Source organism: Desulfomarina profundi (assembly GCF_019703855.1).
Classification (GTDB): domain Bacteria; phylum Desulfobacterota; class Desulfobulbia; order Desulfobulbales; family Desulfocapsaceae; genus Desulfomarina; species Desulfomarina profundi.
Map to the genome: position 1 here is coordinate 1,569,693 of NZ_AP024086.1, position 24,424 is coordinate 1,594,116.

A 24,424-nucleotide genomic window follows, 5' to 3' on the forward strand; every position below is an offset into this window, starting at 1 on the left:
GAAAGATAAAGCAGGGAGGAATTCATGAACAAGAAGGAACTTATTGAGAGTATCGCAAGTGCAGCAGATATAAGCAAAGCATCAGCAGAAAAAGCTCTGAACGGTACACTGGCAGCTATTGCGGAGACTTTGAAAAAAGGGGACAAAGTTACTTTGGTAGGTTTTGGTACTTTTTCTGTATCTAAACGTGAAGCCCGCCAGGGAAGGAACCCACAAACTGGCGCCACAATCCAGATTCCGGCAAAAAATGTTGCCAAATTCAAAGCCGGCAGCAAGCTGTCTGAGACTATCAATTAATTTCTGTTGAATCATGAATTTTAAGATACGGTAACTGTTGGTCTGCACCGGTTGTAACCTTCCTCATAGTTACAGTGTCGTGATAAGGCAAAATCTAAAAATGTGAAAAAGAGGGAAGTTGATAGTTCTTTTTCCTTTTTGCTGTTTGCGAATATTGATAGCAAGTCTCTCTAAAAAGGCCGTTCCTGTAAAGGAAAGGCCTTTTTTTATTGTTACAGTTCGGTTTTTCGTGCGATAATCTTCAACTTCTGTCATAAAAAAGAAAACCAGACAGGTACGAAATCGGATCAAACTCTGAACTCTTTGGAAATACAATGGAACCTTTTGAGAAATTACTGGATGAGTCAACAAGGGTGCATGGACATATCTGTGCAGGTCAGGTTATCGGTGTCAGGATGTCCATGCTTGGGCTGTCGTTGATCGGTATACAGGACCCTAAGGGACTGGACAGGAAAAAACTGTACGTAATCGTAGAAATTGATCGCTGTGCAACTGATGCTATCCAGTCGGTTACAGGTTGCAGCCTAGGTAAGAGATCTATGCACTGGCTTGACTACGGTGTAATGGCCGCGACTTTTGTGAATCTTTCTAATGGAAAAGCTGTGAGAATCACAGCCCTTGAGGAAGCACGTGAAATATCCAAAAAATATTGTTCTGAAATTGAGAATAAATACAAGCGGCAGCTTGAGGCTTATAAAATCATGAAAGAGGAGGAGCTTTTTCGAGTTCAAAAGGTCAAGGTGAAAATCCCGGAAGAAAATATGCCAGGCAGGCCACTCAAACGTGTCCAGTGTGAAGGATGCGGAGACTGGGTCCAGGATAAGCGTGATGTTACAGTAGAAGGTAAAATACTCTGCCGCCAATGCGCAGAAGGAAGATATTACGAAATTCTGGATTCCTGATGCTTTTACAGTTTCCTCAATATCTTTGTTTATTTCTAACAAAACTCAGGAAAATGTCCAAAAGTATCTGTATAAATCTGAGTGTCCGGAATTATATAATACATATTTCAAGGAAAAGGCATGGTAACGCTTCTAGATTATGGCGCAGGTAATATCCGCAGCGTAAGAAACGCAATAAAAAAACTTGGTTTTTCAGTCAACGAGATAAAAACTCCTGAAGATATTTTCTCAGCAGAAAAATTGATTTTTCCGGGTGTAGGGAGTTTTGGCCTGGTCATGCAAAGACTGAGAGAAAAAGGATATGCCGAACAGATAATTCGTCGAATCCAGGCTGATAAACCGTTTCTCGGAATATGTGTTGCTTTGCAGACTCTTTATGAGGGCAGCGAGGAATCCCCGGGAGTTGCCGGTCTGGGTCTGATTCCTGGGCAAATAAAACGATTCCCTGAAGGGAAAACTGCCGTTCCGCAAATTGGATGGAACGGGATAACTTCTCAAAAATTCTCACCTCTTCTTGAGGAGTATAAGGGAGAAAAACTCTACTTCGTCCACTCGTATTATGCTTCTCTTACTGAGAAAAGTGCAGATTGGACATTGGCAACGACAGATTACGGCCTGGAATTCGTTTCCGCCGTGAAAAGGGGAAATTGTACTGCTTTTCAGTTTCATCCTGAAAAAAGTGGGGAAGCCGGTCTGAAAATGCTGGCAAATTATCTGGCTTCATCTTTTGCTGAAACTGTTGAAATACGTGGGAAAAACAACCTCGAAAACAAATTTGTTGCCACTGAACAGGGAAAGACTTCTATTGGAAAGAGAATTATTGCCTGTCTCGATGTTCGCACAAACAGTTCAGGTGATCTTGTTGTGACAAAAGGGGACCAGTATGATGTAAAGGATGGTGGGGAGGTTCGAAATCTTGGGAAACCTGTTGCCCTGGCAAGACGATATTATGAAGAGGGTGCAGATGAAATAACTTTTCTCAATATAACAGGTTTTCGGGATTTTCCCATGCAGGACCAACCTATGCTTGAAGTTTTGAGAAAAACATCTGAAAATGTTTTTGTCCCCCTTACAATCGGTGGTGGAATTAAGGAATTTACAGACTCAGAGGGAAAACATTATTCGTCCCTGGATGTCGCTCATGAATATTTCAGATCAGGTGCAGATAAAATATCTATAGGGAGTGATGCAGTTTATACCGTTGAAAAATATCTTGAAAATGGAGAAAAAAACGGTTGCAGTTCAATAGAGCAGATTTCCAGGGTTTATGGTGCACAGGCCGTTGTTGTATCTGTTGACCCGAGAAGAATATATGTTTCTTTTCCCGATGAAACCGGTCATACCGTTATTAAAACTGATATTCCCGGTCCCAAGGGAGAAAAATACTGCTGGTATCAGTGTACCGTTAAAGGTGGCCGTGAGGGCAGGGATATAGATGTTGTACAGCTGGTTACTGTCTGCGAGAAACTGGGAGCGGGTGAAATCTTATTGAACTGCATAGACAGGGATGGAACAAACAGCGGGTTTGACCTTGAACTCATACAACTGGTCAAGGAAAATGTTTCGATCCCCGTTATTGCATCCAGTGGTGCAGGAAAAGCCGATCATTTTGTCGAAGTATTCCAAAAGACATCTGCAGATGCTGCACTGGCGGCAGGAATTTTCCATAGAAAAGAGGTGGCAATCGCGGAAGTTAAATCACAGGTGAAAATTGCCGGGATAGAAGTTCGATAAAAGACGTAGCCGGACTGCTCTCCGGCGAACATTGTGTTTATTTGATTAAGAGTACCTGCCAGGCTGACCTTGTGAAGGTATTAACCCATATCAGAATCAAGGATACCTTAACACAATGTTCATGAAAATGCGGGTCAGGTAGAAGTGAGTCTTGAATTCATGGTTTAAAAAAAGCGCAGACTGCTGAGAAAAACTTCGCACTCATCTTCAAATGATTTTTGCGGTACATTTTCTGAAGCAAGATAACTTTCCTGGTAATACATATCAATGCCATTGCCTGGAGTTTTTGGATGCATACAGACCAGGCCACTGTTTTTCACTATTATGAAATTGCTCTGCAGGATTTCTTTTTTACTGTGATCCTCATATTCCTGAAAATATCTGACACAATATGGAGAAAGCCCGACATCAGCCATGTATTGAAATTTAATATTCCGGTAATCACCTTGAGCAGGCCGTATTTCTTTCTTTTCCTTTACAAACTGAATAAAAGCATTTTTGTTAAGTTCTTTTTCTAGTAGATGAATTTCCGTTGCCTTGGCAAAAATTGAATATTTTTTTTCTTCCGTTATTTTCAGATAATAAAGACTGTCCCTATTGTGTTTTTCATACCACCGTGCTCCTGAAGGCGGTGAAATCGAAAAACCAAGACTGCTTTCCCTCGCCTTTAGGTTTTTTACCGGAAAATATCGATTTTCCTGAGAAGCACAGGAACAGAACAGAATCGCTATGAATGACAGGGACAGAAAACAACCCTGTTTACGGATTGATCGGAAGCATGAGGAAATATTCATTAAAATTTTCAAAAAGTGTAAATAAAAAAAGAACATAAACAACCGGGCCGGACCAAGTGGCTCAGTTGTTTATGCCCTATGTGTATTTATGCCTTCCGGAACCAAAAACTGATGAACATCCAACTGCGTCAGATAAATTTTCCAAGGCCAAATTTACAAATCATAATATTAACACGCAAACACTACTTACAACTACCAGATCAATGTAGTTAAAAAACATACCTGAATCAAGATGATTTTGTAAAAGGTCTATGAAAACACCATTGCTCAATAATTACCCGTCAAAAGGTCGTAAAATAATTATCAGCGCCCTCTTTTTCATCATCCTGACCCTTCATCTGCTGACCATGGTTTCAGCCTGGACCTACCAACGTGGTCTGGATGATCTTGCGGAACAGGGCAATATCCGCCTTGAACTGTATATCAATTATCTCAAAGGTGTTTTGGAAAAATATGAGAGTCTTCCCGAACTTCTTGCAATTGATAAAAATCTCGTTAAAGCATTGCTCAGCCCCCATGAGCACAAGAGAATAGAAAAACTGAACAAATACCTTGAGACTATAAACAAGGTCAGTGATGCTCTCGATACCTATCTCATGAATAAAGATGGTCTCACTATTGCAGCGAGCAACTGGAAAGAGAAGCATCCGTTTATCGGAAGGAATTTCAGCTACAGACCATATTTCAAGCAGGCAATGAAAGGTAAGCTGGGTAGATATTTCGCCCTTGGGACAACTTCTTCCAAAAGAGGTTACTATTTTGCTTACCCTGTGCAGAAGGGCAGGGAGATCCTTGGAGCAGTAGTTGTCAAAATTGATATTGACAATGTGGAGCAGACCTGGGCCCACAGGGATGAAAGTTTTCTTGTGACAGATCCGGATGGAGTCATTTTTATCACAACTCGTCCTGAATGGCGGTACAAAACTCTCCAGCCACTTGAAAAGGAAGTTGTTGCCAGGATTGCCGAGTCTAAAAGATACCCAGTGAAATCACTTATTCAGCTCAGTCGGAAAGAAATCAATACGAAAAATAAAATGCAGATACTCGAAATAACAATGAATAATGAAAAAAAACCAAGGCGTCTGTTGAAACAGTCTAGAAAAATGGTCGATGCCGGTTGGACAGTTCATATTCTCTCAGACACGAATGTTGTTAAAAAACGTGTAATTCTCGTTAACACGATGGCAGCCTCCAGTCTTTTCCTTACATATTTTATAATTGTCATGCTTATCCAGCGGAGGGAAAGACTGGCAGAACTCAAACGAATTGAGGAGGAGGCCAGAAAAGCACTGCAGGAAGCCAACGAATTGCTGGAATCCCGGGTTCTTGATCGAACACAGAAACTGACAGAGGCCAATATTCTCCTGAAAAAAGAGATATTGGAAAGAAAGCAGGCTGAGGTAAAATTGAAAAAAACCCGGAGAGAACTGATTCATGCCGCCAAACTGGCAGCTCTTGGACAGATGTCAGCCGGAATAAACCATGAGCTGAATCAACCACTTGCGGCAATCAGAAGTTATACTGACAATGGTTTGCAACTACTCCAGAAGGGCCGACTTGAAGATACCATGTGGAATTTGGAACAGATAGGCGAACTGACAGAAAGAATGGCCCAGATAGGAGTCCAGTTGAAGCTCTTTTCCAGGAAATCAAGTGGCCAGATAACCGTTGTGCCAGTTCACGGTGTGATCAGCGGGGCACTGGAAATTTTAAAACCCAGTCTGAAAAAATCAGAAATCAGGATTACTGTTCATATAAAACCTGAAAATATTGAAGTCAGGGCGAATGATGTTCTTCTTCAGCAGGTGATGGTTAATCTGATAAGTAATGGTATTCACGCCATGGAAGGGATAGAAAAAAAAGAGATCAGTATTGAGGCCTTTATTATTGAAGAACATGTACAGATAGCTGTACATGACAGTGGTCCTGGAATTTCAGAACAGCACAGTAAAAGAATATTTGATCCGTTTTTTACAACAAAGAAATCCGGACAGGGTCTGGGCCTTGGTCTCACTATCAGTGATCGTATAATTCGTGATACCGGAGGTCGGATCTATCTGGCTGAATCCAGTTCCGGAGCCCGTTTTGAGATAATTTTATTGAAGGCATGAAAGAATATGAAAATTGGGAATGAAGTACTTTTTATTGATGATGAAAAACACATAAGACAGGCGAACCAGCAGACTCTTGAACTTGCCGATCTGGTAGTAACCTGTATCGATTCAGCAGAAAAGGGTCTTGAGCTCCTGTCCAGGGAATGGTCTGGAATAATAGTATGTGATATTCGTCTTCCGAAAATGGACGGCATGCAGTTTTTAAAGGAAGTGAGAAAAATTGATCAGGATCTTCCGGTTATCCTGATTACAGGTCATGGGGATATTTCCATGGCGGTTCAGGCAATGCGGGATGGTGCATACGATTTTATCGAAAAACCTTATTCCACGGAGCGCCTGGTCAAAACAGTTCTGAGAGGTCTTGAAAAAAGAAGTCTTACCCTGGAAAACAGAATTCTTCGGCGAGAACTTGAATTACACAGTGCTCCGGGACCAAGAATTATCGGCCGGACCAGAATAATGGAACATCTTCGGACTACCATCGCCCAGGTGGCAGATACGGGTGCCGACGTCCTTGTCCTCGGTGAAACCGGAACAGGCAAGGAACTGGTGGCAAGAGCACTGCATGAAAACAGTCGTCGGCGCACAGAGAATTTTGTCGCCATAAACTGCGGAGCTGTCTCAGAATCCATAATGGAAAGCGAGTTATTCGGTCATGAAGCCGGCGCCTTTACGGATGCAAAAACACAGAGAATCGGCAAATTTGAACATGCAAACGGAGGAACTCTACTCCTGGACGAAATAGAATCGATGCCCCTGAGAGTCCAGATTCATCTGCTCCGGGTCCTTCAGGAAAGGGCCCTGGAAAGACTTGGATCCAACAACCTGATCCCCCTTGATCTGCGAGTTGTCGCCGCGTCAAAAGTTGATCTTCGATCTGCTGCAGAAAGAGGTGAGTTTCGGGAAGATCTCTATTATCGTCTCAATGTCGTATGTCTGGAAATCCCCCCATTACGTGAACGAAGAGAAGACATTGCGCTGCTTTTTCACCATTTTCTCCTTGTCGCCGGACATAGGTACCAGAAGGAGGCACCTACCCCTGATGGTTCCCAGATGAATGTGCTCATGTCATACCAGTGGCCCGGTAATGTCAGGGAGTTGAGAAATCTTGCGGAACGATATGTCCTTCTAGGCCACCAATTTGATTATTCTCTTGAAAAACTCCTCTCAGGACAGGACAGAGATCAGGAGAGTTCTCTTCCTAAACAGGTTGATTGCTTTGAAAGAAGCCTGATTGAACAGGCTCTTACCGGTGCCAACGGTTCAATCAAGGAAGCAATGAGCACACTCGCCATACCGAGAAAGACCCTTTACGACAAAATGAGGAAATATGGTCTTGATAAAAGTGACTATAAATAAAATCAGGGGAATCATAAAAAAACGATTTTGACCCAAAGGAAAATGAAAATTGGCGGATTCCCGCCAATTTTCATTTTACGCTTTTTCTGAATTTTCTATAACATGCTGTACACCATGATCTTTTTAAATTAAACTATACTGGTTTCATTTTTGCAAAGCACTATGAACAGAAAGCTTCAGTTCTGGAGCAGATTTTTCGGGCTGTTCTCGGCCCAGGGAAGCAATTCATTATTAATCTGAAGGAGGAAACGTATGTTATTGCGTAAAATCACAACACTTGTTGCCACTGCTGCACTCTCAACCCTGTTGGTTACCGGCTCAGCACTGGCTGGTGGTCCTGTTGTACTCAAGTTTTCCCATGTTGTTGCTGAAAACACACCTAAAGGGCAGATGGCCAACAAATTCAAAGACCTGGTTGCAGAGCGACTCGCTGGAAAAGTTACGGTAGAAGTATTCCCCAACTCCCAGCTCTTTGGCGATAACAAGGTTCTTGAAGCAATGCTGCTCGGGGATGTACAGATGGGTGCACCTGCTCTTTCAAAATTTTCTCGCTACACAAAAAAACTGCAAATTTTTGACCTGCCGTTTCTTTTTAAAGACATGAGTGTAGTAGAAAAATTCCAGAAAAGCCCTAAAGGTCTTGAACTCCTCGATTCTCTGAAGAAAAAAGGTCTTGTCGGTCTTGGATACCTGCATAACGGCATGAAACAGCTCTCATCCAGCAAGCCCCTTCGGGTCCCTGCTGATGCAAAAGGTCTTAAATTCCGTATTATGTCCTCAGACGTACTTGCCGCCCAATTCAAAGCTGTTAACGCTACCCCACTGAAAAAGCCGTTTTCTGAAGTTTTCACCCTGCTCCAGACAAAAGCTATTGATGGTCAGGAAAATACCTGGTCAAATATCTACTCCAAAAAATTCTTTGAAGTACAGCCTTACATCACAGAATCTAACCATGGCGTGCTCGACTATATGGTCGTAACTTCCAAGGAATTCTGGATGAGCCTTGATAAGGATGTTCAGGTTGAGTTGAAAAAAGCTCTCGATGAGGCCATTGCTTACGGGAACCAAATTGCCGCACAAAAAGCACTTGACGATCGTCAGAAAATAATTGATTCCAAACGTTCTGAGATTATACAGCTTTCAGACGCCCAGCGAAATCAGTGGGTTGAAGCTATGAAACCCGTATGGGAAGAGTTTGAGAAACAGATTGGCAAAGATATGATTGACGCTGCGTATCAGGCCAACATGTAGGACTATGACATTTGACAGGGGGCTGATTCAATCCCCTGTCAAGATTTTCTTTGCTTATCCCCAAGCGGTCATTCCACTTTTTCAGGTTTGGCCGCATTTGAGTTCTGCAAGAGGTAAATTATGTTTATGCGCTTCATCAATCGTGCAGAAGAAGCTGTTATCTGTATACTGCTGGTATTGACAACCCTGCTTGTATTTGTAGATGTAGTCATGCGATTCGGGTTCAACTCCGGTTTTATGTGGTCCCAGGAGCTAACCCTGCATATGTCCGCCTGGATGGTCCTTTTCGGTGCCTCTTATGGGTTGAAGGTAGGATCCCATATTGGTATGGACTCATTTGTAAAACTTTTTCCCAGGACCGGAAGAAGAATACTCACCGGAATCGCCGCTGTTCTGGCCCTGGGCTACTGCGGTCTCATATTTTATGGCAGTTGGATTTATCTGAAAAAAATGAAACTGATAGGTATAGAACTGGAAGACCTGCCCATTCCCGCTTGGCTTGCCCATGGGATGCTGTTGGTTGGTTTTCTTTTCCTTATTGTCCGTCTGATCATAATACTATCATCTGTAATTACCGGAAAGGCTGATGGCTTCAAACACGCAGATGAAGCAAAAGACAGTATGGAGCTTGCAGAGGATATCGCTAAAGAGGAGGGGATTTCATGACAACCGCAGCACTTTTTACACTTCTCTTTGGTTGCATGTTACTCGGCATGCCCATTGCGTTGGCTCTCGGTCTTTCAAGTATTACTACCATTCTTCTTTTTTCACACGATTCTCTGGCATCTATCGCCCTGAAACTGTTTGAGTCATTGTCGGAGCATTATACCCTGCTTGCTATTCCGTTTTTCATCCTGTCATCATCTTTTCTGTCGACAGGAGGTGTAGCCAAACGAATAATCCGCTTCGCCATGTCTCTGGTAGGACATATTCAGGGCGGTCTGGCAATGGCTTCAGTAATGGCATGTATGATCTTTGCTGCAGTTTCCGGTTCTTCTCCGGCAACAGTCGCCGCTATCGGTTCGATAGTTATTGTCGGCATGGTAAAAGCCGGCTATCCGGAAAGCCTGGCAGCAGGAATCATTGCCAATGCCGGTACCCTTGGAATACTTATTCCTCCGTCCATCGTTATGCTAGTTTATGCTGCGGCGACGGAAGTCTCAGCAGCCCGCATGTTCATGGCTGGTTTTATTCCCGGATTAATGATGGGCCTCATGCTCATGATTGTCATATATTTTGTCGCAAAGTATAAAAAAATCCCGGCGTTGCCATGGAAAGGTTTTTCAGAAATACTTGCATCCGGTTTCAGTGCTTTTGGCGGACTGATGCTTATCATCATTGTTCTGGGATCCATCTACGGTGGTATTGCAAGCCCGACCGAAGCAGCAGCAGTTTCAGCAGTGTATGCGTTTGCTGTAGCAATATGGGGATACCGTGATATAGGTCCTTTGAGAAATGAACCATGGAAAAAAGAAGGCGAATCTACAGGCAGCATGGTTTTCAGAAACCTGAAGATGATGACGATCGCCATTCCCCAGTGTTTTACAGACAGGGAAGTCAACAAAGTTGTTCTGGATGCTTCAAAAGTCAGTATCATGCTTTTGTTTATCATCGCCAATGCGATGCTCTTTGCCCATGTGCTCACTACTGAACGTATTCCTCACCACATCGCTCACATGATTGTAACCTGGGGACTTTCCCCGTGGATGTTCCTGATTGTGGTCAACCTGCTTTTACTTGCAGCGGGCAACTTTATGGAACCTTCTGCCATTCTTTTGATAATGGCTCCTATCCTTTTTCCCATTGCTGTTAAACTAGGTATTGATCCAATTCACCTTGGTATTATCATGGTGGTAAACATGGAAATTGGTATGCTTACACCTCCTGTAGGATTGAATTTGTTCGTCATATCCGGAGTAACAGGACATTCCATCGGCTGGGCTATTAAATCCGCTTTGCCATGGCTCTGTGTACTCCTCGTTTTCCTTATGATCATCACCTATGTTCCTCAGGTTTCCCTTTTCCTGCCTGAGTTGCTGGATAAAATACAGGGTTATTAAATAATCCATTTCTGGCATTGATCAAAAACGGTCGTTTTCCATGAAGCAGGAAAGCGGCCGTTTTTTATTTCATGCACTCAATTTTTCTGCTATATCAATATGAAAGTACCTATCCCGCAGGTAAAATCTACTATGGAAAATTCATTTCAAATATACCTTGCATCTCCGAGAGGGTTCTGTGCCGGAGTGGAAAGAGCTATCGAAACAGTAAAACTCTGTCTTGAAAAATATGACAGACCAGTATATGTCCTCCATGAAATTGTTCATAATAAACACGTTATCGGTGAGCTTGAAGAATCCGGTGCTATTTTTGTGGAAAACCTGAAGGCTATCCCAAGGGGTGAAGTCTGTATTTTCAGTGCTCATGGTGTTTCAGTAGAAATTGAAACAGAAGCGGAACTACTCGGTTTACGCACAATTGATGCGACATGCCCCTAGTCGGTAGTGTTCATCGTATGGTTGAAAAATACCACTCACTGGGACACCATGTTATAATTATAGGACATCATAATCACCCGGAAGTTGAAGGAACCGCAGGAAGAGTGAAAAGCGGTGTTCATATTGTTGCCAGTGTGAGGGAAGCCGGATCAGTAGAAATACCAGACAGGAAAAAAGTTGCCTATGTTACCCAGACCACACTCTGTAAAAACGATGTCTCTGATATTCTGGAAATTCTTATTCAGCGGTTTCCAGATATCAAGGGACCTCGGTCCAATATCTGTTTTGCCACTCAGAACAGGCAAAATGCCGTAAAACAGCTCTCCAGAAAATCTGACTTACTCCTGGTGGTGGGATCAAAAAACAGTTCCAATTCAAATCGTCTGAAAGAAGTTGCAATCCAGTGCGGAACAGATGCCCACCTTATTGATGATAAAAATGATATTCATCTCGAATGGTTTCAGGGTGTTGAGAATGTTGGCGTTACGGCTGGTGCATCCGCCCCTGAACGTCTGGTGGAAGGAGTCATTGAATTAATGCTGGACAACGGAGGAAACGAAGTTATTGAACTGGAGGGGACAAAAGAAAACATTCATTTCAAACCTGCCTTGTTTGCTTAACCCGCATTTATCATAAACATTGTGTCAATTTTAAGAATAAAGAAGAATATAAACAGTCAGCCAATCCACAGCAGATCTCACTTACAGGTTTTCTGTTTTTGTGTGGATGAAAACACAGAGTTACAAATCCTGTGACCAGTTACTACGTTTTTATGATGATACCTAAATCTTGCACTTCGGGAATAAAGAAAAAATACTTTTTCCGTATAAACATATAATTATCATGTCGCAGTACGAGCTGCACCCTTGATCCCCCGCATCTCCGGCAGGTAGCGTAGACTCCGAACTTGCCAATTGTGCAGGATTTAGGTGATATTAAAAACTGACTTTGCAACCATCACGAAACCGTCACAGGTTCACAATTATTTCAGCTTCTCTGTCAGTCTGGTCATAGCGGTCTGAACATTTTCATAACTGTTGAATGCAGAAATTCTAATATACTGGTTACCGCATTTGCCAAAACCTCCTCCGGGAGTGCAGACTACACCTGTTTCCCTGAGGAGCATATCAAAAAACTCCCAGGAATCTCTTTTACCGTCTATCCAGATATATGGTGAATTCTCTCCTCCAGCAAATTCATAGTTCAAACTTCTGAATGTATCGCAGACGGCATCAGCATTTCTCATATAATAATCGACAAGAGCTCTGGTTTCTTTTTTCCCTTCCTCACTGTATGTGGCCTCAGCTGCTCGCTGAACGGGGTAGGAAACACCATTGAACTTTGTACAGTGCCGCCTGTGCCAGAGAGAATGAATATGCTGGATATTTCCTTTGCCATCATAGGCCCGGCATTCCTTCGGGACAACGGTATAGGCACATCGTGTTCCGGTAAATCCTGCATTTTTAGAAAAGCTCCTGAATTCTACAGCAACCTCTCTTGCACCTTCAACTTCATAAATAGTCTTTGGAAGAGAATCGTCACGGATAAATGATTCATAGGCAGCGTCGAAAAGGATAAGGGCTTTATGATCCCTGGCATAGTCAACCCAGTTTTTCAGTTCGGTTTTGGAAATTGTTGAACCGGTAGGATTATTGGGAAAGCAGAGATAGATCAGGTCTACTTTATCTTCCGGAAGATCAGGAACAAAATTATTTTCTCTGGTGCTCTCAAGATAAACAACACCCCGGTACCTGCCATCTGCAAACTCTCCAGTCCGACCTGCCATGACATTGGTATCGAGATAAACAGGATAAACCGGATCGGGTATGGCAATGGTTATATCGGAAGTAAAAAGTTCCTGAAAGTTGCCTGTATCACATTTTGCCCCATCGCTGACAAAAATTTCATCACTGGAAATATCAGCTCCACGGCTCTGAAAGTCATTGACCGCTATGGCCTCGCGAAGAAACTCATACCCCTGTTCAGGTCCATAACCTCTGAAGGTTGCATCATCGGCCATTTCATCCACAGCTTTATGAAAGGCGGCAATTGAAGTAGGTGTCAATCCCTTTGTAACATCGCCGATACCAAGCTTTATCACATCAATTTCCGGGTTTTCCTTCTGAAAGGAGGTCACACGTGCAGCTATGTCTGAAAAGAGGTATGATGCCTGGAGCTTAAAATAGTGTTCATTGAGAGTAATCATAAACAATCGAATCCTGTTATTATGAATAAAAAAATGATTATATGAAACTCGGCCTGATACGACAGGCACATCTCAAACTTGGACGAGATTCATGGATAATCAGAATAAAAACGACATATTAACCTGCAACTGTATTGCTGAATTATCAAGCTCAGCCATTTATGAGTCTGTTGATTTACACCCCTGGGCCGCAGCAGACAATGAAAATCCGACTGCGGCAGAATACCTATCGTGGCGGGATTTTCAGATAAATTCTGAACCTGATTTTTACTATAATTAAATGGTTCCAAGTGTCAACAATCAAGATAGTGTAAATGAGAAGGTTTTAAAACCCGGGAGCAAAACGAATATGAATCAAGCCGGAAAAACTGTTTTTTTCAGGAAAGATTATAAAGCACCTGAATATTCGATAGAAAAAATCGACCTCAACTTTCAATTGTACGATACCAAAACAAAGGTTACGGCAATAAGCTGTGTTCGAAGAAATAATAAAGAAAATCGAAGCCCCTTAATCCTCAATGGAGAGAACCTGCAACTCATCTCCGTTAAAATTGATGGTAATGTTCTTTCTTCTTCTGAATATATACTGGATAATACCAGCCTTACTGTTCTCACACCACCGGCTGTTTTTGAGCTCGAAATAGTAACGGAAATTTACCCACAGGAAAACAAGGCACTGGAAGGGTTATATCAATCCGGCCCTATCTTCTGTACCCAGTGTGAAGCAGAGGGTTTCAGGAAAATCACCTATTACCCGGATCGACCTGACATCCTTGCTGTTTTTACCACCAGGATTGAAGCAGATGTCGAGAAATGCCCGGTGATGCTCTCCAACGGCAATCTCATCGAAACAGGGTCTGTTGAGGAGGGCGGCCGTCATTTTGTCGTCTGGAAAGATCCATTTCCAAAGCCCTGTTATCTTTTTGCCCTTGTTGCCGGCAGACTTTCCTGTGTTAATGACGAATTTATTACCAGCTCAGGTCGGGCGGTTGACCTGAAGATCTATGTTGAAGAAAAGAATCTGAACAAATGTGACCATGCCATGGTCTCCCTGAAAAAGGCAATGGAATGGGATGAAAAGACCTATGGGCTTGAGTACGACCTTGATACCTATATGATCGTTGCAGTAGATGATTTCAACATGGGAGCCATGGAAAACAAGGGTTTGAATATTTTTAATTCAAAATATGTCCTTACTTCCCCTGAGACGGCTACTGATGAAGATTATATCGGTGTTGAAGGTGTTATTGCCCATGAATATTTCCATAACTGGACCGGTAACAGGGTTACCTGCCGGGACTGGTTTCAGCTCAGTCTGAAAGAAGGTCTCACTGTTTTCAGGGACCAGAATTTTTCTGCTGAAATGAATTCTCCAACAGTACAACGGATTAAAGACGTCCAGATCCTTAGAAATTTTCAGTTCAGGGAAGACAGTGGACCCATGGCTCATCCTGTCCGTCCTGAAACATATGAAGAAATCAATAATTTTTATACAGTTACAGTCTATAACAAGGGTGCTGAAGTGGTCAGGATGGTGCAGACACTTCTAGGGAGAGAAGGTTTTCGAAAAGGGATGGATCTCTACTTTCATCGCCATGATGGCCAGGCTGTAACCTGTGATGATTTTATTGCGGCAATGGCTGATGCCACTGGGACAGATCTTGAGCAGTTTAAAAACTGGTATTGTCAGGCAGGAACACCTGTACTTGAGGTGAGCTCACACTGGGAAGCAGACTCCAGTAGTTTTCATCTTACTGTTACTCAGAACTGTCCGGATACACCGGGACAGAAGGGAAAAAACAAAAAACCTTTTCATATTCCTCTGGCTCTTGGTCTTATGACTGAAAACGGTAAAGATCTTTTTGGAAAAAACGGCTGCAAGACCGAAATCCTGCACCTTAAAGAGCAAAAACAGACATTTACCTTTACGAACATTGCTGAAAAACCAGTTGTTTCCTTCCTCAGAGATTTTTCCGCCCCTGTGGATGTGAAGACATTCCAACAGGATGAAGAACTTGCTTTTCTGATGAAATATGATTCTAATCTCTACAACCGCTGGGAGAGTGCAACACGGCTTTCAGCTTCCACAATACTGGATGTTGTCAGACAGCTCGAGAAGGGTACTCCCATTCAATTCAATGAACTGTTTTTTGACGGTGTACTCCACTCAATAACAGAAAAAATAGAAGATCCGGCACTACTCGCACTGGCACTGGAACTACCTCCGGAAACTGCTCTGGCGCTGCAGTTGGACAGTGTGGATCCTGACTTGCTTTTCCAGGGGAGAACAATAATCAAACGGGAGCTGGCAACACGTTTTCAAAACGAGTTTCTCTTTCTCTATATAAATAATCAGGAGGCTGGAAAATACCGTATCTCTCCCGAAGCCATGGGAAGGCGACGTTTAAAGAACTGTGCGCTTTCCTACCTGATGAGCCTTAATCCGCCACAGGACAAATTTCTGCAACTCTGCATCGATCAGTTCAGCAAAAGTGCAAACATGACCGACACCATTACTGCCTTGCGATTGATCAGTCACCACCCGGGAACAACACGGGACGCTCTCTTTACAGATTTTTACAGAAAATGGGAGCACGACAGCCTTGTTATGGATAAATGGTTTGCCATACAGGCCATGTCCTCCCATGAAAATTGCCTGTCAACGGTAAAACATCTTTTAAGTGATAGACTGTTTTCAATGGAGAATCCCAATAAGGTCAGAGCGTTGATTGGAGCCTTCAGTTCCGGAAACCATGTTCAGTTCCACGCAATCAATGGCGAGGGGTATTCTTTCCTGGCTGACATGATTTTACAGCTGGACAGTATAAACCCACAAATCGCGGCCCGTCTTGTTTCTCCGCTGACTAACTGGAAGCGATATGAAAAGAGAAGACAGATTCTGATGAAAAAAGAACTGGAACGAATAGCGAAAAAACCGGGTCTTTCACCAGATGTTTCTGAAATTGTGAATAAAAGCAGATAACTCCCACAAAGTTATGTGCCCGGGTATCAAGAGATTCTCCTGTCTGAGACAGTAGCTCTCTGTGATGACAGGAGAAAGCCTGAAAAAAAATTGCCTGACCTTGTATCTGCTACCGTTTGTGGCAGAATAAACAACGGTACTTGGGAGGATGTCCTTCAGGAAGAGGGCTGTCCTTTCCCTCATCATGACACTTCAGGCAAAACTTTTCCGCCTCTTTTTTCTTCTTTATCTTGTGAAATTCAATATGAATATCATCCTGGGGAAGGGGTGATGTCGTTTCTTCCGGGGCATTGAGCAAAAAAGCAATAATCGCTATGGAAAAAAGGACAAACAGCACATTCAAAAGCCATATATTTTTCTTTTTTGAGTCCATATTCTCCCTGATAATTCACGGCCTGACTAAACACTGACTGATTACAGGCCAACATTTCATGAGAAATGCTTTTATAGTATTTGTGCACTTGTAAGCGCTTCACCTGCATGCTGATGAGCTTGCCATCTCAACAGTATGAAACTTCAGTATGGAACAACGTAGGCCTGTCAAAATCAGCTCTGAAAGTATCTGTGCAATGAAACGGTTTTTTCCTGTAAAGACAGCCATGTTCCTGTGTAGTCTGTGTTTTTTCAGTAACCTGAAAAATTCATCCAGTGATCGGCCCGGGTCGAGAATATACCGGGCAATCATTTCACCAGACAGTATTGCCGGATATATTCCTTCACCCGTCAGCCCCGATGCGAGTCCTGCCGCATCACCCGCCAGAAAAAAATTATCAAATTTCCATCCTCTGAAATCGAAATTTACATAATCTGCACTGACTTTTACCTGGCTCAGATCTATATGTTTTGTATCTGCCGCCCATTTTATAAGATTTTCCTTTAATTGTCTTGCGCTAACTATGTTGCTGCCTGCATAAGTCCCAATTGATACAGTCTTTCTATGTGGAAAAATCCAGCTGTAGCCGTTGCCAAAAAGAGAAGAATCAAAAAACCACTCCATATTTTTAAAATCACCGGGAAGCTGATAGTTAATACCCACTCCCATATGAACAGACGGAATATTAAGATATTTTCTTACAATCGAATTGGAGCCATCAGCCCCACAAGGTACCGAAAACGTATTTTTTCTGTTTTTTTATTCGTTGAGGAAGAAACCGTAATATGATCAGGAGCAATCGACCGAACACAAGTTGAGTGACGAATACATGCGCCGGAATTTAATGCACGTTCAGCCATATAGCTGCCAAATTTTTCTCTGTTGATCGTGGCGATAATAGGGGAGGGGATGTGATTTTAACCCGTTGACAACGGGAACGGATATATTGAATAGGAAATTCTTTTTCAGGAATGAAACCCGGAATTTTTTTAATAAGACCATTCCAGGTAATACCACCTGCGCAGACTTTAGGACCAATTTTTTCTTTTCTTTCAATGACCAGGGTATTCAGGCCACCTTCCGCAGCCTTTTCTGCACATGCAAGTCCAGCAGGCCCGCCACCGATAATGACCATGTCAAAAAACATGAACCACCCCCATCACGTAACCCGCATTTCTCATATAGTCAGGCTGTCGTACGCCAATTGCATACGACAGCCTGACTATGAAATAAAAAGGAAACTCCCGGAAAACCAGCCGGCATGGCTGGACCAGATGACTAATCAGTTACCCTTCAGTAAGGGTTGCCATCAGATATTCTCTGTTCAGCCTGGCAATATTTCTGATGGAAATTCCCTTTGGACAGACAGCTTCGCACTCTTTAGCATTTGTACAATTTCCAAAACCTTCCTTGTCCATCTGTTCCACCATTGAAAGAGCTCTCTGTTTTCTCTCAGTCTGTCCTTGAGGCAGGAGAGCAAGTTGGGAAATCTTGGCACTGGTAAATAACATGGCTGCCCCGTTGGGACAGCTGGCTATACAGGCTCCACAGCCGATACAGGCGGCCGCGTCCATAGCAAGCTCGGCCTTGTCTGACGGAATTGGAATACTGTTCCCATCGGGAGTGCCACCAGTATTTACAGAGACATACCCTCCTGCCTGGATGATTCTGTCCAGGGCGGAACGGTCTATCAGCAGATCTTTTTTTACGGGAAAGGCCCGTGAACGAAATGGCTCAATGACGATGGTGTCGCCGCTGGAGAAGTTTCGCATATGCAGCTGACAGAGGGTAACCTCCTTCTCGGGACCATGTGCCACGCCATCTATAACCGCACCGCACATTCCACAGATACCTTCACGACAATCATGATCAAAGGCAACAGGATCCTTGCCTTCTTTGGTCAGTTTTTCATTCAGAATATCCAGCATTTCAAGAAACGACATGTCTGTGTGAACATCGTCAAGATTGTAGGTTTCCAGACTGCCGAGTGCGTCACTGTTTTCCTGTCGCCAGATTTTCAATGTCAGGTTAATGCTGCTCATTTTATCTTTACCCTAAAAGTTCAATTTAAAGGTTCGCTGTAGCCAAACCCTATTTATAGCTTCTCTGGCTTGGTGTTACAAATTCAAAGTCCAGCATTTCTTTGTGCAGTTTCGGAGGTTCGTCTGAAGAGACATGCTCCCATACGGCGACATGCATGAAATTTTCATCGTCGCGTTTTGCTTCATTTTCTTCAGTTTGACTCTCCTCTCTAAGGTGGCATCCACAGGACTCCTCACGGGCCAGTGCATCACGAATCATAATTTCCGCAAACTCCAGAAAATCCGCCACACGACCGGCTCTTTCAAGGGACTGGTTCAAAGCCTTTCCATCACCGGGCACATATACATAGTCCCAGAATTTCTGACGTATTTCAGGCAGCTCTTCAAGAGCTTTTTCCAAATCTTCCTTATTACGTGCCATACCGCAGTTATCCCACAGCAATCTGCCCAGCTCCTTGTGTATTTCATCGACAGTCAGTTTTCCGGCAGGACCGCCACTGCTGTTCTTCAACAGCATATCGATCCTGTCTTCCACTTCCCGTTTTGAATCCTTGAAAGGTGCTTCGGTTCCCGAAATCTTTTCCATGCTGGTAGTCCCGAGATAGTGGGCAACGGAGGTAGCAATAATAAAATAACCGTCTGCCAGCCCCTGCATCAGCGCACTGGCTCCCAGCCGGTTTGCCCCATGATCAGAGAAATTACACTCACCGATGGCAAAAAGTCCAGGGATTGTGGTCATGAGATCGTAATCAACCCAGAGCCCGCCCATGGTATAGTGAACTGCAGGATAGATCATCATTGGTTCCACAAGTGGATTTGAATCGGTGATCTTCTCATACATCTGAAAGAGGTTACCATATTTTTTGAGGATTGTTTCCTCCCCATCACGCCTTATCGCTTCAGCAAAATCCAGATAGACGGCAAGACCGGTATTACCTACACCTTTTCCTGCATCACACTGTTCCTTGGCGTTTCTGGAGGCGACATCCCTCGGTACGAGATTTCCGAAACTGGGATATTTATTCTCGAGATAATAATCGCGATCTTCTTCAGGAATCTCAGAAGGATGACGTTTATCACCAGGATTCTTCGGTACCCAGACACGACCATCATTTCTGAGGCTTTCACTCATAAGAGTCAGTTTTGACTGATAATCCCCATGTACTGGAATACAGGTCGGGTGAATCTGGACAAAGGATGGGTTGGCAAACCCGGCACCTTTTTTATGGGCGCGCCAGGCAGCTGTTACATTAGAAGCCATGGCATTGGTTGAGAGGAAATAGGCATTACCATAACCACCGGTTGCAAGAATCACGACATCCGCCCAGAAGGTTTCAACTTCACCAGTCATGATATTCCTGGTGGTGATACCTCTGGCCTGGCCGTCCACCAGAACAACATCCATCATCTCACGACGGGTAAACATTTCAACCTTGCCGGCATGTATTTGCCGAGAGAGGGCGCTGTAGGCTCCGAGCAAGAGCTGCTGTCCGGTCTGTCCCCTGGCATAAAATGTTCTTGAGACCTGTGCGCCACCGAAAGACCTGTTTGCAAGAGTACCGCCATACTCACGGGCAAAGGGAACACCCTGGGCTACACACTGGTCAATGATTTCGTTACTGACCTCCGCCAGGCGGTAAACATTTGCTTCCCTGGCACGAAAATCACCACCCTTGATTGTGTCATAAAAAAGACGATGAATGGAATCTCCATCATTCTGGTAATTTTTGGCGGCATTTATTCCACCCTGAGCCGCAATCGAATGGGCCCTTCTGGGGCTGTCCTGAATGCAGAAAGTTTGCACATTATACCCTTGTTCTGCAAGGGTAGCGGAAGCTGATGCTCCGGCCAGGCCGGTGCCGACAACGATGACTTTGTATTTTCTTCTGTTTGCGGGATTGACAAGTTTATTGGAGAACCTGTGATTGGACCATTTATCCGCAAGTGGGCCTGAAGGTACACGAGAATTAAGTTCCATATCTAAAACCTTGGCTGTTTTTATTAATTGATAGAAGAATTTGGATTTATATTCTGAAAATCATTCTGCTTCTATCAGAAAGAAGCGCCGAGACCGGTCATGAAATAAAGGGGGATTCCCGCAAACAGGACCAGGAAAAAGAGTGGAATAATCAGTGTCAGTTTTGAGATTGCGACATTGTACCTGGGATGATTAATTCCAAAAGTCTGCAGCATACTCCAGAAACCATGACTTAAATGTATTGCAAGAGCAATAAACGATACGATATAAAAGAGACCATAAAAAAAGTTGCCCAGGTATTCCTTGACCGTAGTTGATATGGGCACATCTTCCGGTCCAAATGTAAAACCAAAAATATGCACAAAAAGAAACAGCAGGATAAACAGACCGGTATACGGCATGGTTTCAGAAGCAAAGGAATTTTTTACTACTCGCGTCTGGACTTCATACCTGGAGCTGCTTACCTGTCTGTTCTGATAAAAAAGAAAGATGCCTACACCAATGTGTGCGGCAAAAATGGCCAGGAAAAGCAGGCTGAACACAATGACAATCAAGGGATGACTGTGCAACTCGTCAGCATAACCCTGGAAGACACTGCGGCTCATGTAAATCGTTGCATTACCAGCTGCATGGGAACACAAAAAAAGGATAAGCAGCAACCCTGTAGTTGCCATTACTAATTTCTTGCCGATTGAAGACGATAAAAACCTGACAAACCACATAAGCACTCCTTGTTTTTATTTGAAGGGTTATGAGTATATACTGCGAAACTGTGTTCTGATATTAAATTAAAATAAAAAAAATGAAAGGAAAAACTTGTGATATTCGTATTCTTCCTGTTATCAAAAGAGTCATATGTGAGTAATTGATTATTTTTAATCCTTATATTACAATATATTATGTTTGAATATCATTTTTTCATCTTTGTTATAAATTATACTTGACTTTATTGGAATTCATTTTGATACATATCTTTTTTTTCTACCCCCAGTTTAATTCTGACGAAATGAACTTCATTCCATGTAACATTGTTATCATCTAATTTCTTCTGAGGAGAATGTAAGAAATGGCTTCATTACCACCTGAATTCCTCCCCTATATAAAATTCGCAACGCCTCCTGTTATTGGCGCAATAATTGGTTATGTAACAAACAGAGTTGCAATAAAAATGCTGTTCAGACCATTAAAAGCGTGGAAAGTAATGGGAATCCGGGTACCTATGACACCCGGCGTCATTCCGTCAAAACGATTTGAATTAGCACGAAACATGGGAGAGGTTGTTGGAGACCATCTTCTCACCGGTAAAGAAATCGGCGAAGGATTGCAGCAGGAGGTTTTCCAGGACAAACTCTTTCATCTCATTGACAACCGTATCCAGAGTGTTCTTGATAAGGATCTCGGATCACTTCCTTCGATTATTCCTTCAAACTTCAAAATCTATTTTGATCTTGGTTCCAGGGCAGGTCTTTTTAAAATCAAAACAGGAATTCAATCTTTTCTGGCGGGCGAAGAGTTCGCAGCACTTATTCAAAATAATTTTGATGAGGTCCTTGAAACTATTCTCAACAAAGAACTGGGTAGTCTTGTTTCCATTGATAGCCGGGAAGCAGGGTATCATCTGGTGGAGCTTAACCTGAAAAAAATGTTTTCCAGCCGTGATATGGAACAATGGCTGGACGATTTTGTCCATCAAAAAGTATATACAATTCTGCAGAGAGAAAAATCCATTGCAGATATTCTGCCGGCTTCAGTACATGAACTCATCCTGACCCTTATTGAAAAACAGAGCCCGGCAATTCTGGTGAAACTGTCAACCCTCATTGCCGAACCGGAAGTCAGAGACAATATTATCAAGGGTGTATGTAATGGCGTAGATAAATTTATAGACTCCCTGGGATCCATGGCTGATATGGTTCGCGGATTTTTGAAAATGGAGATGGTAGAAGAAAAGGTGCGGGAATACCTGGTTGAAAAAAATGATGACATTATCGCCTGGCTCCAATCGGAAAAAGTCCAGAGAAAGGTGGCAGAGGCTCTTGCGGAAAGAAGTTCTGATTTCATGGCAAAACCGATTGTAAGCTATATTAAAACAGAAGACCAGGCGGTCATCGACGACTTCTGTCGGGAACTGTCCCGTCAGATTCTTCTGCTTCTGAATGATCAGGACGTTGTTTCTGTTATCTCAGGAATGATACGATCAAATTTTGAAACCTTTATTGACTCCGGAAACATCGCGCTCAGGGAATTTATTGAGGAACTTTTCGGAAAACACCATCTAGACAGTGGCAGGAAATGGATGAAGGACGAGCTTCTTTTATTTTTCCGTTCAGAACGTGTATCCACAGCCGTTGACTCAATAATTGACAATCTTGCCGGACAATTATTAAACAAAAAAATAGGAAAACTCTCCAGGATAATACCGGCAATTGTCAAAACAGCTATCTCAAAAACTCTGCAGAGGTTTGCATCATCAATGCTCGCAAGCGAGGTGCCCGGTCTTGTTCAAACATTGAATATCCGCAATATTGTTACGGAAAAAGTCAACTCCCTTGATTTGCTGAAACTGGAAGGACTGCTCCTGACCATCATGGAGGAACAGTTTAAATATATAAATCTTTTTGGAGCCCTGCTCGGATTTTTAATCGGCTGCCTGAATTTATTTTTTATCTATGGATTGTAGTTTTTACCTTGTTCAGCACCCTTTTTGTAACTGGTCCCAGGATTTGTAACTCTGTGTTCTCATCTACCTTAATCACTTATTTCTTTTTTCCTGCCAGCTGACCGCAGGCAGCCGAGATATCGCTCCCCCTGCTATTGCGGATAAAAACGGAATAGTGTGCTTTGCGCAAGATATCCTGAAAGGCGTGAATTCGGTCCTCATCAGGACTTCTGTAGGGAAGATGAGGAGATTCATTGTATGGAAGAAGGTTGATTTTGCATGGAATTTTCCTCAGCATTCTTGCAAGTTCACGGGCCTCCCGATCGGAATCGTTAATGCCTTTCAACAGGATATACTCGAACATTATTCTCTTTCTTTTCGGCATGGGGAAATTCCTGCAGGCTCCGAGAAGAGTTTTGAGGGGATATGTCCGGTTGATCGGCATTAATTCATTCCTGGTTTTGTCATCCACTGCATGGAGTGATATTGCCAGGTTGACGGAGCTTTTCCGACCCAGTTCCCTAAGTTTCGGGGCAATACCGCACGTTGAAACAGTTATTCTCCGTTCCGCCAGATTCAACCCCCTCGGGTCGGTCATGATTTCAATGGAGGTCAGGACATTGTCCAGGTTATTGAGTGGTTCACCCATACCCATAAAGACAACATTTGTGATGGCAACCGGACCAACCAGGTTTTTTTCCGGCTCATCCAAGAGAAAATCTCTGACCCCGCAAACCTGGTTGACAATCTCAGAAGGGGTGAGATTCCTGGAAAATCCCATGGTACCGGTAAGACAGAAAGTGCATTTCATTGCACATCCCACTTGAGAGGAAATGCAAAGGGTATTTCTTTCCGGTTCCGGAATAAGAACAGACTCGACAATATTTCCATCATCAAGCTGGAATCCGAACTTTACACATCCATCCGCGGCCCTTTCAATCAGAGGATCAGAGAATATGGAAAAAGAACATTTTTCCTGCAGCAGTTGACGAAAGCTTTTGGCCAGATCAGTCATCTGGGAAAATTCTGAGATCCCAGGACGATAAAGCCATCCCATGATCTGCTTTCCCCTGAATGGAGACTGGCCAAGACTCTCGACATATGACACAAGCTGATCCTGACTGAAATTTTTCAGATCAGTTTTGCTCTTTTTACCTGAAAATCCCGCCATAGAAGGTATTTCTGCTGCAGTCGAATTTTCATTGCTTTGTTGTTGCCGAACCACTTGGTCCGA

The 24,424-nt window shown here is 43.2% G+C and carries 19 protein-coding genes and 1 pseudogene; 11 read left to right on the plus strand and 9 right to left on the minus strand.

The genetic code is table 11. The features are described from left to right. The first annotated feature begins 24 nt into the window (after nt 1–24). From LO777_RS07270 to hisF, 3 genes are all read left to right on the plus strand, one after another. Entirely contained in the window at nt 25–297 is a 273-nt protein-coding gene (locus LO777_RS07270; protein WP_228856858.1) for an HU family DNA-binding protein, read from the plus strand. Nucleotides 298–611: 314 nt separating this feature from the next. Further along, nucleotides 612–1,199, plus strand: a complete 588-nt coding sequence (locus LO777_RS07275; protein ID WP_228856859.1) for an FmdE family protein — start codon at nt 612–614, stop codon at nt 1,197–1,199. Nucleotides 1,200–1,319: 120 nt separating this feature from the next. After that, entirely contained in the window at nt 1,320–2,933 is a 1,614-nt protein-coding gene (gene hisF / locus LO777_RS07280) for an imidazole glycerol phosphate synthase subunit HisF (protein WP_228856860.1), read from the plus strand. 164 nt (nt 2,934–3,097) lie between these two features. On the opposite strand, the gene LO777_RS07285 is transcribed toward hisF, so the two are convergent. Next, nucleotides 3,098–3,727 carry a hypothetical protein gene (locus LO777_RS07285; RefSeq protein ID WP_228856861.1) on the minus strand — a complete coding sequence of 210 codons (630 nt, stop codon included), beginning with the start codon at nt 3,725–3,727 and terminating at the stop codon, nt 3,098–3,100. Nucleotides 3,728–3,978: 251 nt separating this feature from the next. Here LO777_RS07285 and LO777_RS07290 point away from each other — a divergent pair, with 251 nt between their 5' ends. From LO777_RS07290 to ispH, 6 genes and pseudogenes are all read left to right on the plus strand, one after another. Beyond that, entirely contained in the window at nt 3,979–5,838 is a 1,860-nt protein-coding gene (locus tag LO777_RS07290) for a sensor histidine kinase (protein ID WP_228856862.1), read from the plus strand. Between the two features lie 6 nt (nt 5,839–5,844). Then, on the plus strand, nt 5,845–7,200 hold the full coding sequence (locus LO777_RS07295; protein ID WP_228856863.1) for a sigma-54-dependent transcriptional regulator: 1,356 nt from the start codon (nt 5,845–5,847) through the stop codon (nt 7,198–7,200). A 252-nt stretch (nt 7,201–7,452) separates the two neighbouring features. Beyond that, complete coding sequence (locus LO777_RS07300) at nt 7,453–8,451, plus strand: TRAP transporter substrate-binding protein (protein ID WP_329955676.1); 999 nt, start codon at nt 7,453–7,455, stop codon at nt 8,449–8,451. A gap of 120 nt (nt 8,452–8,571) precedes the next feature. Next, a complete protein-coding gene (locus LO777_RS07305) occupies nt 8,572–9,117 on the plus strand; it encodes a TRAP transporter small permease (RefSeq protein ID WP_228856864.1) in 546 nt (181 codons plus the stop codon). Beyond that, the gene (locus LO777_RS07310; RefSeq protein ID WP_228856865.1) at nt 9,114–10,511 is read left to right on the plus strand and encodes a TRAP transporter large permease; all 1,398 of its coding nucleotides are present in this window, start codon (nt 9,114–9,116) and stop codon (nt 10,509–10,511) included. Before LO777_RS07305 ends, LO777_RS07310 begins: the two co-directional genes overlap by 4 nt. Nucleotides 10,512–10,643: 132 nt before the next feature. Further along, a pseudogene (ispH, locus tag LO777_RS07315) lies at nt 10,644–11,569 on the plus strand (4-hydroxy-3-methylbut-2-enyl diphosphate reductase). Between the two features lie 362 nt (nt 11,570–11,931). Here ispH and LO777_RS07320 read toward each other — a convergent pair. Beyond that, nucleotides 11,932–13,155, minus strand: coding sequence for an LL-diaminopimelate aminotransferase (locus LO777_RS07320; RefSeq protein WP_228856866.1), 1,224 nt, complete (start codon nt 13,153–13,155; stop codon nt 11,932–11,934). A 349-nt stretch (nt 13,156–13,504) separates the two neighbouring features. On the opposite strand from LO777_RS07320, the gene pepN reads away from it, so the two are divergent. After that, complete coding sequence (pepN, locus tag LO777_RS07325) at nt 13,505–16,138, plus strand: aminopeptidase N (RefSeq protein WP_228856867.1); 2,634 nt, start codon at nt 13,505–13,507, stop codon at nt 16,136–16,138. A 109-nt stretch (nt 16,139–16,247) separates the two neighbouring features. Here the strand turns inward: pepN and LO777_RS07330 are convergent, their stop codons facing one another. The 6 genes from LO777_RS07330 to LO777_RS07355 all read right to left on the minus strand — a co-directional run bounded on the left by LO777_RS07330 (nt 16,248) and on the right by LO777_RS07355 (nt 21,253). Continuing rightward, complete coding sequence (locus LO777_RS07330; protein ID WP_228856868.1) at nt 16,248–16,511, minus strand: hypothetical protein; 264 nt, start codon at nt 16,509–16,511, stop codon at nt 16,248–16,250. 99 nt (nt 16,512–16,610) lie between these two features. Then, complete coding sequence (locus LO777_RS07335; RefSeq protein ID WP_228856869.1) at nt 16,611–17,174, minus strand: geranylgeranyl reductase family protein; 564 nt, start codon at nt 17,172–17,174, stop codon at nt 16,611–16,613. Between the two features lie 178 nt (nt 17,175–17,352). After that, nucleotides 17,353–17,658, minus strand: coding sequence for an FAD-binding protein (locus tag LO777_RS07340; RefSeq protein WP_228856870.1), 306 nt, complete (start codon nt 17,656–17,658; stop codon nt 17,353–17,355). A 139-nt stretch (nt 17,659–17,797) separates the two neighbouring features. Next, nucleotides 17,798–18,553, minus strand: coding sequence for a succinate dehydrogenase/fumarate reductase iron-sulfur subunit (locus tag LO777_RS07345; RefSeq protein WP_228856871.1), 756 nt, complete (start codon nt 18,551–18,553; stop codon nt 17,798–17,800). A gap of 49 nt (nt 18,554–18,602) precedes the next feature. Continuing rightward, nucleotides 18,603–20,531, minus strand: a complete 1,929-nt coding sequence (locus tag LO777_RS07350; protein ID WP_228856872.1) for a fumarate reductase/succinate dehydrogenase flavoprotein subunit — start codon at nt 20,529–20,531, stop codon at nt 18,603–18,605. A gap of 74 nt (nt 20,532–20,605) precedes the next feature. Continuing rightward, the gene (locus tag LO777_RS07355) at nt 20,606–21,253 is read right to left on the minus strand and encodes a succinate dehydrogenase cytochrome b subunit (protein WP_228856873.1); all 648 of its coding nucleotides are present in this window, start codon (nt 21,251–21,253) and stop codon (nt 20,606–20,608) included. Between the two features lie 344 nt (nt 21,254–21,597). Between LO777_RS07355 and LO777_RS07360 the strand changes: the two genes are divergently transcribed. Then, complete coding sequence (locus LO777_RS07360; RefSeq protein ID WP_228856874.1) at nt 21,598–23,211, plus strand: DUF445 family protein; 1,614 nt, start codon at nt 21,598–21,600, stop codon at nt 23,209–23,211. 76 nt (nt 23,212–23,287) lie between these two features. On the opposite strand, the gene rlmN is transcribed toward LO777_RS07360, so the two are convergent. Then, nucleotides 23,288–24,361 (minus strand): 23S rRNA (adenine(2503)-C(2))-methyltransferase RlmN, encoded by a 1,074-nt coding sequence (rlmN, locus tag LO777_RS07365; protein WP_228856875.1) that lies wholly within the window; start codon nt 24,359–24,361, stop codon nt 23,288–23,290. Between the last annotated feature and the right edge of the window lie 63 nt (nt 24,362–24,424).